The sequence below is a fragment of the Pandoraea vervacti genome (assembly GCF_000934605.2).
GTDB classification, from domain to species: domain Bacteria; phylum Pseudomonadota; class Gammaproteobacteria; order Burkholderiales; family Burkholderiaceae; genus Pandoraea; species Pandoraea vervacti.
This window is the reverse complement of the sequence record NZ_CP010897.2, coordinates 5,395,904-5,410,281: the sequence shown is the minus strand read 5'-3', so window position 1 is coordinate 5,410,281 and position 14,378 is coordinate 5,395,904. Positions and strand designations below refer to the sequence as shown.

General features: G+C 63.0%; 13 protein-coding genes and 1 tRNA gene. 13 read left to right on the top strand and 1 reads right to left on the bottom strand.

Annotated features, from left to right (window positions below):
• The first annotated feature begins 8 nt into the window (after positions 1-8).
• From UC34_RS23630 to UC34_RS23570, 13 genes are all read left to right on the top strand, one after another.
• The gene (locus UC34_RS23630) at positions 9-1,322 is read left to right on the top strand and encodes an NAD(P)/FAD-dependent oxidoreductase (protein WP_044457415.1); all 1,314 of its coding nucleotides are present in this window, start codon (positions 9-11) and stop codon (positions 1,320-1,322) included.
• A 380-nt stretch (positions 1,323-1,702) separates the two neighbouring features.
• Positions 1,703-3,292 carry a ShlB/FhaC/HecB family hemolysin secretion/activation protein gene (locus tag UC34_RS23625; RefSeq protein WP_237165187.1) on the top strand — a complete coding sequence of 530 codons (1,590 nt, stop codon included), beginning with the start codon at positions 1,703-1,705 and terminating at the stop codon, positions 3,290-3,292.
• Between the two features lie 534 nt (positions 3,293-3,826).
• Positions 3,827-4,174 carry an ArsR/SmtB family transcription factor gene (locus UC34_RS23620; protein WP_044457414.1) on the top strand — a complete coding sequence of 116 codons (348 nt, stop codon included), beginning with the start codon at positions 3,827-3,829 and terminating at the stop codon, positions 4,172-4,174.
• 68 nt (positions 4,175-4,242) lie between these two features.
• Positions 4,243-5,634 carry a sulfite dehydrogenase gene (soxC, locus tag UC34_RS23615; RefSeq protein ID WP_044457413.1) on the top strand — a complete coding sequence of 464 codons (1,392 nt, stop codon included), beginning with the start codon at positions 4,243-4,245 and terminating at the stop codon, positions 5,632-5,634.
• Positions 5,618-6,865: a c-type cytochrome gene (locus tag UC34_RS23610; RefSeq protein WP_237165186.1), complete on the top strand. Its 1,248-nt coding sequence runs from the start codon at positions 5,618-5,620 to the stop codon at positions 6,863-6,865. Before soxC ends, UC34_RS23610 begins: the two co-directional genes overlap by 17 nt.
• A gap of 88 nt (positions 6,866-6,953) precedes the next feature.
• Complete coding sequence (locus UC34_RS23605) at positions 6,954-7,283, top strand: c-type cytochrome (protein WP_044457412.1); 330 nt, start codon at positions 6,954-6,956, stop codon at positions 7,281-7,283.
• 112 nt (positions 7,284-7,395) lie between these two features.
• Positions 7,396-7,863 carry a thiosulfate oxidation carrier protein SoxY gene (soxY, locus tag UC34_RS23600; protein WP_044457411.1) on the top strand — a complete coding sequence of 156 codons (468 nt, stop codon included), beginning with the start codon at positions 7,396-7,398 and terminating at the stop codon, positions 7,861-7,863.
• 33 nt (positions 7,864-7,896) lie between these two features.
• Positions 7,897-8,208, top strand: coding sequence for a thiosulfate oxidation carrier complex protein SoxZ (gene soxZ, locus UC34_RS23595; RefSeq protein ID WP_044457410.1), 312 nt, complete (start codon positions 7,897-7,899; stop codon positions 8,206-8,208).
• An 84-nt stretch (positions 8,209-8,292) separates the two neighbouring features.
• Positions 8,293-9,165, top strand: a complete 873-nt coding sequence (soxA, locus tag UC34_RS23590) for a sulfur oxidation c-type cytochrome SoxA (protein ID WP_084070920.1) — start codon at positions 8,293-8,295, stop codon at positions 9,163-9,165.
• Between the two features lie 19 nt (positions 9,166-9,184).
• On the top strand, positions 9,185-9,835 hold the full coding sequence (gene soxX, locus UC34_RS23585) for a sulfur oxidation c-type cytochrome SoxX (RefSeq protein WP_044457409.1): 651 nt from the start codon (positions 9,185-9,187) through the stop codon (positions 9,833-9,835).
• A gap of 89 nt (positions 9,836-9,924) precedes the next feature.
• A complete protein-coding gene (locus tag UC34_RS23580; RefSeq protein WP_418303916.1) occupies positions 9,925-10,491 on the top strand; it encodes a TlpA family protein disulfide reductase in 567 nt (188 codons plus the stop codon).
• A gap of 264 nt (positions 10,492-10,755) precedes the next feature.
• Complete coding sequence (gene soxB, locus UC34_RS23575; protein WP_044457408.1) at positions 10,756-12,465, top strand: thiosulfohydrolase SoxB; 1,710 nt, start codon at positions 10,756-10,758, stop codon at positions 12,463-12,465.
• Between the two features lie 92 nt (positions 12,466-12,557).
• Positions 12,558-12,633, top strand: a tRNA-Ala gene (locus UC34_RS23570).
• A 129-nt stretch (positions 12,634-12,762) separates the two neighbouring features.
• Here UC34_RS23570 and UC34_RS23565 read toward each other — a convergent pair.
• A complete protein-coding gene (locus UC34_RS23565; protein ID WP_157123283.1) occupies positions 12,763-14,118 on the bottom strand; it encodes a hypothetical protein in 1,356 nt (451 codons plus the stop codon).
• Positions 14,119-14,378: the final 260 nt, after the last annotated feature.

The following is a 14,378-nucleotide window of genomic DNA, read 5'->3' as shown; positions in this document are numbered from 1 at the left end:
CGGACAGCATGCATCGTCGCCAATTTCTCCTCGGTCTGCGTTCGACGGCCGCGCTGTTCGGGATGTCTGGCATCTCGGGCATCTCCACGACCATGGCCGCCGCGCTCTGGCCGACGCCGGTCAAAGGGCGCGCGCGCGTTGTCGTGATCGGCGGGGGATTCGGCGGCGCCACGGCCGCGAAGGCGCTGCGTGTGCTCTCGGGCAACACCATCGAGGTCACGCTCGTCGAGCCGAACCCGGCGTTCGTGTCCCAGCCCTTATCGAATCTCGTGGTCGGCGGCAACCTGCGGGTGAGCGATCTGACGGTGTCGTATGACCGGCTCGTCGCCCGTCACGGCGTCGTCTGGCGGCGTACGCGCGCCGAGGCCATCGACGCCGAGCGCAAGCAAGTCCGCCTCGCTGACGGAGCGCGCCTTGCCTATGACAAGCTGATCGTCTCGCCGGGCGTGTCGTTGCACCGCGAGGCCATTGCTGGCCTGAACGATCCCAAAATTCGCGAGGCGCTTCCCGTTGGCTGGACCGACGCACGTGAGAGCGCCTTGCTGCATGCCCGGCTCAAGGCGATGCCCGAAGGCGGGGTGTTCGCCATCACGATTCCCGAGGCGCCATTTCGCTGCCCGCCTGCGCCCTACGAGCGGGCTTGTCAGGCGGCGGCGTGGGTGAAGCGGCACAATCCCCGGGCGAAAGTCCTTATCTTCGATGCCAACGCGCAGGTGCTGGCCGAGGCGGACCAGTTCCACGACGTGTGGCGCACGCAATTCGCCGGCATCGTGGAGTATCACCCGCAATTCAACTGCACGGCGGTCGCCATCGACGGCGCGCAGTCGATGGCGCATTTCGAATTGGGGGAGGAGGTGCGCGCCGACGTGCTGAACGTCATTGCGCCGATGCGTGCCGGTGATATCGCCGTACAGAGCGGTCTCGCAACGGCCAACGGGCGTTGGTGCGACGTCGACTTCCTGAGCTTCGCCTCACGCGCCCAGCGCGACATTCATATTCTTGGCGATGCCATCCAGATCGCCCCGCAGATGCCGAAGTCCGGCCACATGGCCAATCAGCACGGCAAGGTCTGCGCTGCGGCGATCGTGGCGACCCTGTCCGGTCGGCCGGTCAATCCCGAGCCGCTGTACAGCAACACCTGCTACACGTTCGTTTCGGCTACCGAAGCGATGCACGTGGCGAGCGTGCATCGCTTCGACGCATCGCAACGCACCATGATGCCGGTGCCGGGCACGGGCGGCGCGTCGCCACGCGCTACCCGGGACGAATTCGCCCTGGGGCTCGCGTGGGCGCAAGGTATCTGGGCCGACATGCTGGCGTAATGCGCATTTCGGCGACGCTTGCCGTCGTCGAATGGCGTTTGGAGGGGGCTCTCTAAGCGCGGCAACCTACGTGGGTCCGACACGCTTGTTCGCGGTGTTGTCAACGCGCTGCAAACCCCCGCTTTCCCCCGTTGACGGGGCATTACCCCTCGCGGTTACACTGGCTCAACGAAAAAATAAGCGTTGGGGGGCATGGGATGGCGCATCGCCAGGGAGAGTCCCGTCTTGCGTCACGCGTCGCGCGTGAGGGCTCGGTCAAGTCTGTTCGTAATCGCAGTGTCGTACGCGTAGTCGAGGTCGTCGCCGTATCGCTTTGTTCCCTGAGCCTGTTCGGCACGCAATACGCCTGGGCCGACGCCAGTCCGGTGCGGGGCGATCCGATGCAAAGCATTCCGAAGATCGAGGCGCCCAAGGCGCCGGCGCCAACGATTCATATTCAGCCGCCGACGCAGGAAGACGCTCTCAAGGCCCTGCTGGCTCGCAAGATTACACCCCAGCGTTTCGGTATCGAGGGCGTGAAATCATTACCGTTCGAGGAAATTGCGGGGCTGTTCGCGCCATTGGCCGGCAAGGAAGTGACCATCGGCGATCTGGTCGAGAAGGCCAATCAGGTCACGAAGATGTATCAGGATGCGGGTTATCTGCTGTCCTTCGCCTTCGTGCCCGCGCAGGATTTCGCCGATGGCTTCGTGCGCGTGACCGTCGTCGAAGGGTATATCTCCAGCACGAAGATCACCGGCACGCCCGGGCCGTCCGAGCAGCGCCTGCATGACATCGCTGCGCACATCGAGGCGGAGCGGCCTCTGAAGCGCGCGACGTTCGAGCGCTATCTGAACCTGCTCACGCTCGTGCCCGGCATGAAGATCAAGGCCGATGTGCAGCCGCCCACGCAGACCGATGGCGCGACCGAACTCTCGCTCGATGTGGCGCGTCAACCGGTTGCGTTGGGCACTTCGCTCTCCTATAACAATCCGGGCATCCGCGGCGTCTTTACGGTAACGAGCAATGCGCTCACGCCACTGGGCGAGCAGATTCAACTGACCGCTATCGCGCCCAAGGGGCATAACGACGAAGAGTTTTACGCGGCGTCGTATGTTCAGCCGCTCGGCTCCGACGGATTGCAGGCGCGCCTCGATGCGTCGCACTACCGCGGACAGCCGGACGATCAGGCGCTTGCCGGCCTCACGCGCCACCTCGACACCAAACGTGTGGCAGTGAGCGTGTCGTACCCGATCCTGCTCAACAATCAGCGTAGCCTGACCGTCAGCGGCGGCATGTACGGTGTGAATTCACGCGATCGCTATGAGGTGCCGAATTCGCCGAACAACATCAGTTCGAAAACGAACGTGCGCGCCGGGCAAGTGCAACTGGCGTACAACGAGGTCACCGAGAAGCAGACCCGCAGCGCCACGCTGGGCGTCTTCAAGGGTTTCAACGGAATGGGCGCGAGCCAGTCGTATACGACGCAACCGGCAGGCATTCAGCAGATTCTGGGACCGTACGATCTGTCGTTCTGGCGTTTCAATCTGGATGCGAAGCAGGGGGTGGTGCTGCCGTGGGAGTTCGGCGTCGTCGTCTCTGCCGGTGCGCAGTACAGCGGCAACACGCTGCCGACCTCCGAGCAGGCGACGTTCGGCGGTCAGCGCTTCGGTCTGGGCTACCCTGCCGGGGAAATTGCCGGGGACAAGGGCTGGGGCGCGTCCATCGAACTGAACCGGATGTTCCGCGCCGACTTCCGATATCTGAAGACGATCCAGCCGTATCTGATGCTCGATACGGCCAAGGTCTACCTGAACTACGGGCGGCTGTTTCACAACCAACTGGCCTCCGTAGGGCTGGGCGTGCGGATCTCCGACAGCAAGTATTATTCGCTCGACCTCTCCATCGCGAAGCCGATGGCCGATGCGCCGACCAATTCGCCGAACCGTCCGTTGCGGTTCAATGCCAACTGGTCTTATCAGTTCGAGTAACGTCGTGCGAGCAATCGGTATGCATCAAGCGATGCCATTGGCCTGAGGCGAGCACGATGGTCGCAATGCAGGGTTGAGGACGGCGGCCGTCGCGTTTGCCGTCCGCCCGTTTTCCACTCGCCGCCTGCGGCTCCTTCGCTGACTCAACGTTTGTTCGCTTTCCGCTTTCCCCCTTTCCGGGGCAAACTTGGCGATCAGCGCTTTGCAGAAATGCCGTCCTACCGTCATTTTTCTTATCAGGTTTTTCCCTGATGCCTCAAACCGCTTTGCGTTCATGCATGCCAACGGATTCGTTGACGCAGGTGCAGACTTGCACCGCGCAAGTGCATGACACGTGGTGCGCTATATCTCACGGTATACATGGGTTTGGCCATTTGCATGCCGCGCGGTGGCGCCGATCCGACGAAAGATCGGTCTCCGACGTGTTGCAGTGCAGCTTGATTCCGTCGCCCGTTATTTCGATTATCCGTATATGCGTATGTAGGCATATACGGAACTCTCTGTGCCTTCGCACGAACTTGAAGACTGACCGTCATGGAAGAACTCGATCGCGTATTCGAAAAGGTGTCGCACTACTTCAGCCTGCTCTCCGAGCCGACGCGGCTGCGGATCCTGCACGCGCTGTGCGGGGGCGAGCGTTCGGTGAACGAGGTGGTGACGGAGGTCGGTTCATCGCAGACGAACGTGTCCCGGCATTTGGGCGCGATGTACCAGGCGGGCGTGTTGTCCCGCCGCCGCGACGGGAATCAGGTGTATTACACGATCGCGGATACCGGCGTGGTCGAGATCTGTCGGGCGGTGTGCGTGCAGGTCGCGGGTCGCATCGAGGAGGAAGCGTTGCCGGAGCGTGCCGTCGACGGGTTCATGCCGCGCACGAACTAATACAAAAGCCGTAAGCCGCCAGTGTCCTCGCGATGCTGGCGAACGCCGCAAAACGCGAGGAGACAGGGGTGAGCGACAACGTATCGCCAGCCGGCCAATCAGGCCGATTGCGCCGGGCGCCGGAGCATTTCATCGACGGCACACTCGCCGCCGACATTACGCGCGACGGGCTGAATCCCTCGCGACGCGGATTCCTGCAACGCAGCTTTCTTGCCGCCGGCGCTGCCCTCGCGGGTGGCGCGGCGTTCGCCGCCGATGCGCCGCATGCCTCGAATGCCTCGAATGGGCTCGGCGCTGGCGACCCGATGATCCTCGAACCGCGCCCGTGGGCAACCTCGCTGGGTCAACCCGTGGCCGCGCGCCCGTACGGCATGCCCTCGAAGTTCGAGGCGAATCTGCAACGACGCCAGTCCCCGGGACTCACCCAGACCGCGCAAGCCTCGGTCGCGTTCACGCCGTTGCAAGGGCTCTTCGGCATCATCACGCCCAGCGGCCTGCACTTCGAGCGCCACCATCAGGGCTGGCAGGAAGTCGACCCGACGCAGCATCGTCTGATGGTGCACGGCCTCGTGCGTCAGTCGAAGGTGTACACGATGGACGACATCATGCGACTGCCATCGGTCTCGCGCATGCACTTCATCGAATGCGGTGCGAACACCGGCATGGAATGGGGTAATGCAGCCGTGCCGACCGTCCAGTACACCCACGGCATGCTCTCATGCTGCGAGTTCACGGGTGTGCCGTTGTCGGTGCTGCTCGACGATGTGGGCGCCGACACCCGGCGTGGCCAGTTCGTGCTCGCCGAAGGCGGCGACGGCTCCGGCATGACGCGCACGATCTCCATGGAAGCGGCCCTCTCCGACGTGCTGGTCGCCTGGGCAATGAACGGCGAGATGCTGCGCCCGGAGAACGGTTATCCGTTGCGTCTGGTGGTGCCCGGCGTGCAGGGCGTTTCGTGGGTGAAATGGCTGCGTCGCATCAAAGTGGGCGACGCACCGTGGAATACCAAGGATGAAACGAGCCACTACGTCGATCTGATGCCGGACGGCCAGCACCGTCAGTACACATCGATTCAGGAGTGCAAGTCGGTCATCACCTCGCCGTCGGGCGGCCAGGCGTTGCTCGATCGCGGCTACTTCAATGTGACGGGCCTTGCCTGGTCGGGACGTGGGCGCATCAAGCGGGTCGACGTGTCCACCGATGGCGGCAGGTCCTGGCGCGCGGCGCGGCTCGAATCGCCGGTGCTGCCCAAGTGCCTCACGCGTTTCAATTTCGACTGGCAATGGGACGGCTCGCCCGCCCTGCTGCAAAGCCGCGCCGTGGACGAGACCGGCTTCGTGCAGCCGCGCTACCGGCAACTGCGAGAGGTGCGCGGCACCAGGTCGATCTATCACAACAACGCGATTCAGACGTGGCAAGTGGCACAGAGCGGAGAGGTGACCAATGTCCACGTCGACTGAACGCAAGCTGATTCACAAGCCGATTCACAAGCCGAAGGCCGTGCGGCGGCATCGGACGCAGTCCGCAGTGATCGCCGGATTGTGGGCGGCGGCATTGGCCGTTGTCGGGCTGACGGTCGCGGCGTGGTTGGCGCCGACGGCGCTCGCTGCGCCTGCCACAAAAGCGGCGCAGCCAACCATGTCCACCGCATCCGCCATCAAGGCCCCGTCGGGCATTGGCCGTGACGCGAGCGCTGCGGAACTGAGCGCGTGGGACATCGACGTGCGGCCCGATTTCAAGGGCCTGCCCAGGGGGCAAGGTTCCGTGGCCGACGGGCAGAAGCTCTACGATGCGCGCTGCGCCTCGTGTCACGGCACGTTCGGCGAGAGTAACGAAGTCTTCAATCCACTGGTGGGCGGCACCACGGCAGACGACATCAGGACCGGCCACGTGGCGTCGCTGCGCGGCAATAACCAGCCGGTGCGCACCACGCTCATGAAGATCGACACGGTCTCGACGATGTGGGACTACATCCGTCGCGCCATGCCGTGGAACGCGCCTCGTTCGCTCACGCCGGACGAGGTGTACGCGGTGACCGCCTATATCCTCAACCTCGGCGAAATCGTGCCGGCGGACTTCGTGCTGTCCGACAGGAACATCGCCGAGGTACAGCAGCGCATGCCCAATCGCAACGGCATGACGCGCGCGCACGGCATGTGGCGCGTGGGCGACAAACCGGATACCCATAACAAGGCGTGTATGCAGGATTGCCCCGAGGCTGGTATCGTGACGTCCGCACTCCCTGCGTACGCCCGCGACGCACACGGAGATCTGGCTGCGCAAAACCGGGTCATCGGCCCGGTGCGTGGTATCGATACGAAGCTGCCGCCGCTGTCGGGCACCGCCGCGCAAAATGCGTCGGTGCGCAGGACCGCGGCCCTCGCCACGTTAGGCATGGCGAGTCCGGACGCGCCGGCCCAAACCGCCGCTGCGACGTCACCGGCAGCAACGCTTGCGGATAAGAACGGTTGTCTGGCCTGTCACGGCGTTACCGACAAGAAGATCGGGCCCGCCTTCTCGGAGGTCGCCGCCAAGTACCATGGGCAGTCGGATGCGACTGAAATACTGGTGGCGAAGATACGTGCCGGAGGTGCCGGTAATTGGGGCAGCATGCCAATGCCGCCGCAATCACAGGTTGCAGAAGCCGATATCCGTACGATGGTCGACTGGATGCTTCGTGGTGCACGTTGAGCGGGCAAGGGTGTCCGACGGATGCGCCGACGACAATGTCCGCGGCCGCCGCAGGACCCCGTCCCCTACATAAACCGAAGGAGCAACAATGAAGAAGATGCTGATCGCTGCGGCCATGCTGGCCGGCACCTCGCTGGCGCATGCCGGTGTCGACGTCGCCGCTGCGACCAAACTCGCCGGCGCCAACGCCTGTATGGGTTGCCACGCAGTGGACAAGAAGCTCGTTGGCCCGTCGTATCAGGAAGTCGCCGCCAAGTACAAGGGCGACAAGGATGCCGTGGCCAAGCTGGTCAAGAAAGTGAAGGGCGGCGGCTCGGGCGTCTGGGGTCCGATCCCGATGCCGGCGCACCCGAACTTGTCGGATGCCGACGCCAAGATCCTGGTGGACTGGGTGCTGGCCGGCGCCCCGGCGAAGTAAGTCCGGGGCAGGGGGCTCGCCGCAACATGGGGCGAGCGAACGGCGGCCGGTATCCGTCATGAAAGCAGCGCACGCGTACCGGCGGCCTTCAGGGAAGAGGAAACACACAGAGATGAACCAACAGCGACGCGACATGCTGCGGTTTTCCGCGGTAATGGGACTGGCGGTGGCCGCCGGGCTGATCAAGCCCGAAGAGGCCCGCGCGGCACAGGTGGAATGGAACAAGGCGGCGTTTGCCACCAAGAGCGTTGACGATACGGTCAAGGCGCTCGGCGGCACGAAAGCCAGCCCCAGCGACCTCGTCGTGCTGACGGCTCCCGACATCGCCGAGAACGGCGCGGTCGTGCCGGTGGCGGTTACCAGCAAGGCGCCCAATACGCAATCGATCGCCATCCTGATCGAGAAGAATCCGAATACGCTTGCGGCCGCGTTCGATATTCCGGACGGCACGGAGCCGTCGGTGACCACGCGCGTGAAGATGGGGCAGACCTCGAAGGTCTATGCGCTCGTCAAGGCGGACAACAAGTACCTCGTGGCCGAGAAGGAAATCAAGGTCACGCTGGGTGGCTGCGGCGGTTGAGCGACACATCGTATAAGGCTAGAGGAGCACAACATGGGTAATCCGATGCGCATTCGCGCAACCGAGGCCGGCGGTGTCGTCGAAGTCAAGGCGCTGATGAGTCACATCATGGAAACCGGCCAGCGCAAGGACGCTTCCGGTAACATCGTCCCCGCACACTTCATCCAGACGGTCACGGTCACCTGCAACGGCAAGACGGTGCTGACGGCCGAATGGGGTCCGGCAGTGTCGAAGGATCCGTTCATGTCGTTCAAGTTCAAGGGCGGCAAGAAGGGCGACAAGGTCGCCGTGACGTGGACCGACAACAAGGGCGACTCGCGCACCGACGAGGCCACCGTCGCCTGAGGGGCGATGCCGGGAAGCAGTGTGGCGGCGCTTGCAGGGGAGTTCTCTTGCCAGCGCCGATCAACCCACAACGAGGAGAGTCAGATGCTAGAGGCGCAACATAGCGCACGGGTGAGCCCCCCACGACAGGCGGCGTGGCTGCGTCGTTCCGTACTGGGCGGCTTGCTCGCCATCGCGGGCGCGAGCGCCCCCGTCGCCACGGCGCTTGCCGCCGACAATTCGACCGCGGACGCCATCGCGCAGTATCGCGAAATGCTTGCCGACGGCAATCCGGCAGAACTGATCGAGATGCGCGGCGAAGCACTCTGGAAGACGCCGCGCGGCCCGAACAACGTGTCGCTCGCGCAGTGCGACCTGGGACTCGGCCCCGGCGTGCTCAAAGATGCCTACGCACAACTGCCGCGCTACTTCCCGGATGCGAAACGTGTGCTCGACGCCGAGTCGCGCATCGTCGAATGCATGGTGAATCTGCAAGGCTTCAAGCGTGCGGATGTCATCAAGCAGCCTTTCTCGAAGGAAGGCCAGGACCCGACCGATCTCGAATCGCTCACCGCCTATGTGGCGGGTCAGTCGCGCGGTGCGCAGATTCGCGTGCCGCAGTCGCACAAGGAAGAGAAGGAAGCCTATGCGCGCGGCCAGAAGATTTTCTATTACCGCGCCGGCCCGTATGACTTTTCATGCGCGTCCTGCCACGGGTCGGACGACAAGCGCATTCGTTTGCAGGATCTGCCGAACCTGACCAAGCCCGCGGCTGCACGTCAGGCTTTCGCGACGTGGCCGGGCTATCGTGTCTCGCAAGGCGCGTTGCGCACGATTCAGTGGCGCATGTACGACTGCTTCCGTCAGCAGCGCATGCCCGAGCTGAATTATGGCTCGCAGGCGTCTGTCGATCTGATTACTTTCCTCGGTGTGATGGCCAACGGCGGCAAGATGGACGCCCCGGGCCTGAAGCGCTGATCGATCACGAGGCACACCCATGACATCATTCGCATTGCGCGCGACCGGGGTCGCGCTGAGCGCGGCCGGGGCTCTCGTCGTCGGCGCAGCGTTTGCTCAAGGTGAGGGCGCGAAGCCCGCCACCGGGACCACCGACGCGGCCGTCGTGCAGGAATTGCGCGACTCGTTCCGCGGTTCGGGCATCGCACAGCTCGATCGCATCGACCAGAGCGAATTGCAGAAGCTGTGCACGCAGTACGCGACCAAGCCGATGCCGGCCAAGATCGCGGAGCGTCTGCAAAAGGCCGAACTGGTGAGCGTGAAGGCGCCTGCCGACGGCAAGTATCTCGGCGACTGGAAGGAAGGCGAGAAAGTGGCGCAGAACGGGCGCGGCATGCAGTTCACCGACAAGGCCGATACCGTGAACGGCGGCAACTGCTACGCGTGCCATCAGCTGACCAAGAGCGAAATCTCGTTCGGCAACATCGGTCCGTCGCTGTACAACTACGGCAAGTTGCGTGGCGATTCGCCCGAAGTGGTCAAGTACACCTGGGCGAAGGTCTACGACTCGCACAGCTACATGGCCTGCTCCAATATGCCGCGCTTCGGTGCGGCAGGCATCCTGACGGAACAGCAGTTGAAGGACGTCATGGCACTGCTGCTCGACCCGGCCTCGCCGGTCAATCAGTAAGCGACAGCGAATGGTCCTGTGCGGCCAATGGCGGGTGAGCATTGGCCGTTCGTCCAACCGGGATCATCGTCGACATCCGGAGTGATTCAATGAATGCCGAGATCGGTGGGATGCGTCACGTCAGCACGCAGGCCTTGCGGGCCTTGCGAGCGTTGCGAGTGTTGGGCGTGTGGCGTGCTGCAATCAGCGTCGCGATGAGCGCGACGGCGCTGCTGGCGAGTGCGCCTGCGCCGGCCGTCGAGGTCGGAGATACCGTGACGTTGCCGCCGCTCACCCTGCTCGACGGCAAGACCCTGCCTGCAAGCGCATTCAAGGATCGTACGGTCATCGTCGAGTATTGGGCGTCGTGGTGTCCGTTCTGTGCGCAGCAGAACCCGCACCTGCAAAAGCTCTACGACGCCACGCGCGGCAAACCGATCCAGATCGTCACGCTGTCCATCGACAAGACGCCGCAGGAGGCCGTCGATTACGTCAAGGCACACAAGTACACGTTCCCGGCGGGCATGGAGACCGAAGCGTGGCGGGCGGCGCTGGGCAAGCGTCGCGGTTTGCCCGAACTGTACGTGATCGGACGCGACGGCAAGGTCCTTCGCAAGGAAGTCGGCGAGATGTTCGGCGAGGACGTGGCGGCGCTTGCCGATTACGCGGGACGGTGACCGCGTGCGCATTCATGCGCGGGCGTGAAGGCGCCGGGCAGGCGGGCGTGCGAATCGCCCGCGGTCAGGCAAGGTCATCGTGATATCCGATCGACGTATCAAGTCGACATATCAGGTCGACGTATAGGGTCGCTGTATAGGATCGAAGAATAAGGTCGACGAATAAGGCCAGTGTATAAGGCCGATGTCGTGCAGCGGCATCGGTGCGCAACCGAGAGAACATTGAGGCGGTGCGTCGCCAGATGCATGTGCCACGGAGACGAAATGAATCGACGCGAGTTCATGCAGGTGTTGGCAGTGGCGGCCGCCGGGGGGATGACGCTCTCGCATCACGAGACGGCGGCGGCCAAGGCGGCTGCGGCATTCTACGATCTGCCGGCGTTCGGCAACGTCCATCTGCTGCATTTCACCGACTGCCATGCGCAGCTGCTGCCGATTTACTTCCGCGAGCCGAGCGTCAATCTCGGGATCGGCGAGCAGGCGAACCGACCGCCGCATCTGGTGGGCGAGGCGTTTCTCAAGGCCTACGGTCTGCGTCCCGGCACGCAGGATGCCTATGCCTTCACCTATCTCGATTTCGCGGCGGCGGCACGCACGTACGGCAAGGTCGGCGGATTCGCGCATCTGGCGACGTTGGTCAAGCGCATGAAGGCGTCGCGCCCCGGTGCGTTGCTGCTCGATGGCGGCGACACGTGGCAGGGCTCGGGCACGGCCATGTGGACGAAGGGCCAGGACATGGTCGACGCCACGCTGGCGCTCGGCGTGGACGTCATGACGGCGCACTGGGAGTTCACGTATGGCGCCGAGCGTGTGAAGTCGGTGGTCGAGGAGCAATTCAAGGGCAAGATCGACTTCGTCGCGCAGAACGTGCAGACGAACGACTTCGGCGACCCGGTGTTCGCGCCGTACACGATCCGCACGATGAACGGCGTGCCGGTGGCGATCATCGGGCAGGCGTTCCCGTACACGCCGATTGCGAACCCGCGTTACTTCGTACCGGACTGGACCTTCGGCATTCAGGAGGACCGCTTGCAGTCGATGGTCGACGAGGTGCGCGGCAAGGGTGCGCAGGTCGTGGTCGTGCTGTCGCACAACGGCATGGACGTCGATCTGAAACTGGCGTCGCGCGTGCGTGGTATCGACGCGATACTCGGCGGTCATACGCACGACGGCGTACCGAAACCCGTGCTCGTGGAGAATGCCGGGGGCAAAACGCTCGTCACCAATGCCGGTTCGAACGGCAAGTTCCTTGCGGTGCTGGACTTTGACGTGAAGGGCGGCAAGCCGGTGGACTTCCGCTACAAGCTGTTGCCGGTGTTTGCGAATCTGCTGCCGGCGGATGCCCAGATGCAGGCGCTCATCGAGCGCGTGCGCGCGCCGTTTGCGGCGAAGCTGGCCGAGCCGCTGGCGGTCACCGAAGGCGTGCTGTACCGCCGGGGCAACTTCAACGGCACCTTCGATCAGTTGCTGCTCGACGCGGTGATGGCCGAAAAGGATGCCGAGATCGGTTTCTCGCCGGGTTTCCGGTGGGGGACATCGTTGTTGCCGGGCCAGGCGATCACCATGGAGCAGTTGCTCGATCAGACGGCGATCACGTATCCGTACACGACGCTCACGCCGATGACGGGCGAGACGATCAAGACGGTGCTCGAAGACGTGGCCGACAACCTGTTCAACCCGGATCCGTACTATCAGCAGGGCGGGGACATGGTGCGCGTGGGCGGCATGGATTACACGATCGATCCGATGGCGCCGATGGGGCAGCGCATCACGGAGATGCGCCTGAACGGCAAGCTCATCGAAGCGGGCAAGACCTACAAGGTGGCAGGTTGGGCACCGGTGGCCGAAGGCGCGCAGGGCGAGCCGGTGTGGGATGTCGTGGCCCGTTATCTCAGGGCGCAGAAAACCATCGTCGCGAAGGCCCCCAAGGTCCCGGCCATCAAGGGAATGAAGGGGAATCGGGGGGCGGTTTGAGACACACGGCGGCGCGCAAAGGTGGCATTCCCGAGCAATTTTGTCGGCTGCTCGCCCCGCCGGGAAAAATCGATATAATCAAAGCTTCGTGTGGGGCGGTAGCTCAGCTGGGAGAGCGTCGCGTTCGCAATGCGAAGGTCGGGAGTTCGATCCTCCTCCGCTCCACCAGAGAATATATGGGGCCCGCGGTGTCCATAAAAAAACCTCGACAGGATTACCCTGGCGAGGTTTTTTGCTTTCTGTGGGGCGGGGTGTTCCACCGCGATGGTGGACCTCGCCGGAGCATAGGAACAGCGCTTACGGTCGTTTGCTGTCCCATGCGGCCGGATAGTTACACCCTTGGCACTTGGCTTGTGCGATCTGCTCAAGATGGAACGAGATGCAGAAGAGCAATGCCAGCACCCAGAAACGCAGTGCAACCGGCGGGCGTTCACATGCGAATGTGAGCACAATCGCGATGAATACCGGTCCCAGCAACAGGTAATCGTACAAATAGGGATGAATGGCAACGGCCTGCGGCCACAGCAGGCTGGTCATCACATACTGAGCAAACAGCAGGTGATAGAACAGGCTGATGCCTGCGAGCGCGGGGGGAGTCGCGTGCGGCGTGGCGCCCGCCTGTGAATCCCGGCGCTCGGTCAGACGGAAATACGCCAGCTGTGTCAGCAGGAACAGAAGCGGTACGGCAATGGTGGGGAATGGTCGCGGGAAATAAGGAGCCAGCACCGATTTCAGCACGTTGCTGAAATACGTGGTGTCGCCGTCCAGACCGGCGCGCATTAGCCACCCACTATTGGACGAAGTGAACCCGAGCGCCTTCGACACAAGCGGCGACGGGAGGTAGAAGACGATACCGGCACCGATGGCCAGCACCGCCAGACGGCACATCCGCGCGTCGAGACCGTCGTTTCGGCATGCGCATACCAACAAAGCGAGTCCAAGTACGGCGGCGTAGATCGGACAAAACACGGCAAAAAGCACAATCCCGACGGCAAGCATGCCGGACCGCGCCGGATGCTTCCAGACGCAGAACGCGATCAGTGCCTGGAAGGCGAACACCAAAGGAAACGTATTGTCGACGTTGAATCTGGCCGAAGAGATCCAGAATCCGGGCATCGATAGCATGAACGCGACCGAAAGAAGCACCAGAAGCCCCTTGCCGAAGGACAGGCGCGTCTTGATCAATTGGGACAGGAAAAAGAACGTCACGCCTGCCAGCGAGACAATATTCGCGATGGCGCCGGTCACTCGCATCGGCAACAAATGCACGTGCATTTCCACCTTGTACAGAACGTACATGTAGAGCAGGTAGGCTGTGGAGTGGTTCGAATACGCAACCTTCTTTGCGAAGTCCTCCATCGAATAGAAGACGAGAAAACCGTGTTGCGAAAGGGGGTGCGAGTCCCAGATCGGGAAGGTGATGTCTCGCAGGCGCTCCGGAAATCCCGCCGTCTGGCGTGCGGCCTCGCCGAAACCCAGGGCGTACGCCATGCCGATGGTGACGAGGACCGTCAGGAAGTACAGGCAGGAGAACAGCTTGTAATTTCTTATAAAAGTCATCTTTGCCGGTATTGACAATGCGTTGGGTGAGACGAATGCCCCGGTAAGCGCTCCAACGCGTCTTTCGCTGCCAAACAAGGCAATACTAGGCAATTTTCCGCAAATCGGGCGCTAGTATAGTGCATCGACGCTTCCTCTTTTCTCGTTCAGGAAATCCTCGGAGCGGCATGGAACTCGCGTCCGGGCACCGACGGTCGAAAGGTATATTGATGCCGGAATCGGAACAATGTCGAACGGCCCGGTCCGTTGGTATATCAGGAGGCCGTGCTACTGCGGTGCCGCCATTAGCCTGCGATGGCAAACGGCCGTTTGCCGAGGTTTCTGTCGGCGGAAATTTGTAACGAAATAATTCG

Excerpts from the sequence above, each read along its gene's own strand:
- UC34_RS23605 (WP_044457412.1), top strand. The coding sequence starts at position 6,954 with ATGAAGAAGATGCTGATCGCTGCGGCCATGCTGGCCGGCACCTCGCTG.
- soxY (WP_044457411.1), top strand. The coding sequence starts at position 7,396 with ATGAACCAACAGCGACGCGACATGCTGCGGTTTTCCGCGGTAATGGGA.
- soxB (WP_044457408.1), top strand. The coding sequence starts at position 10,756 with ATGAATCGACGCGAGTTCATGCAGGTGTTGGCAGTGGCGGCCGCCGGG.
- UC34_RS23630 (WP_044457415.1), top strand. The coding sequence starts at position 9 with ATGCATCGTCGCCAATTTCTCCTCGGTCTGCGTTCGACGGCCGCGCTG.
- UC34_RS23610 (WP_237165186.1), top strand. The coding sequence starts at position 5,618 with ATGTCCACGTCGACTGAACGCAAGCTGATTCACAAGCCGATTCACAAG.
- UC34_RS23625 (WP_237165187.1), top strand. The coding sequence starts at position 1,703 with ATGCAAAGCATTCCGAAGATCGAGGCGCCCAAGGCGCCGGCGCCAACG.
- soxX (WP_044457409.1), top strand. The coding sequence starts at position 9,185 with ATGACATCATTCGCATTGCGCGCGACCGGGGTCGCGCTGAGCGCGGCC.
- UC34_RS23580 (WP_418303916.1), top strand. The coding sequence starts at position 9,925 with ATGAATGCCGAGATCGGTGGGATGCGTCACGTCAGCACGCAGGCCTTG.
- soxZ (WP_044457410.1), top strand. The coding sequence starts at position 7,897 with ATGGGTAATCCGATGCGCATTCGCGCAACCGAGGCCGGCGGTGTCGTC.
- soxA (WP_084070920.1), top strand. The coding sequence starts at position 8,293 with ATGCTAGAGGCGCAACATAGCGCACGGGTGAGCCCCCCACGACAGGCG.
- UC34_RS23620 (WP_044457414.1), top strand. The coding sequence starts at position 3,827 with ATGGAAGAACTCGATCGCGTATTCGAAAAGGTGTCGCACTACTTCAGC.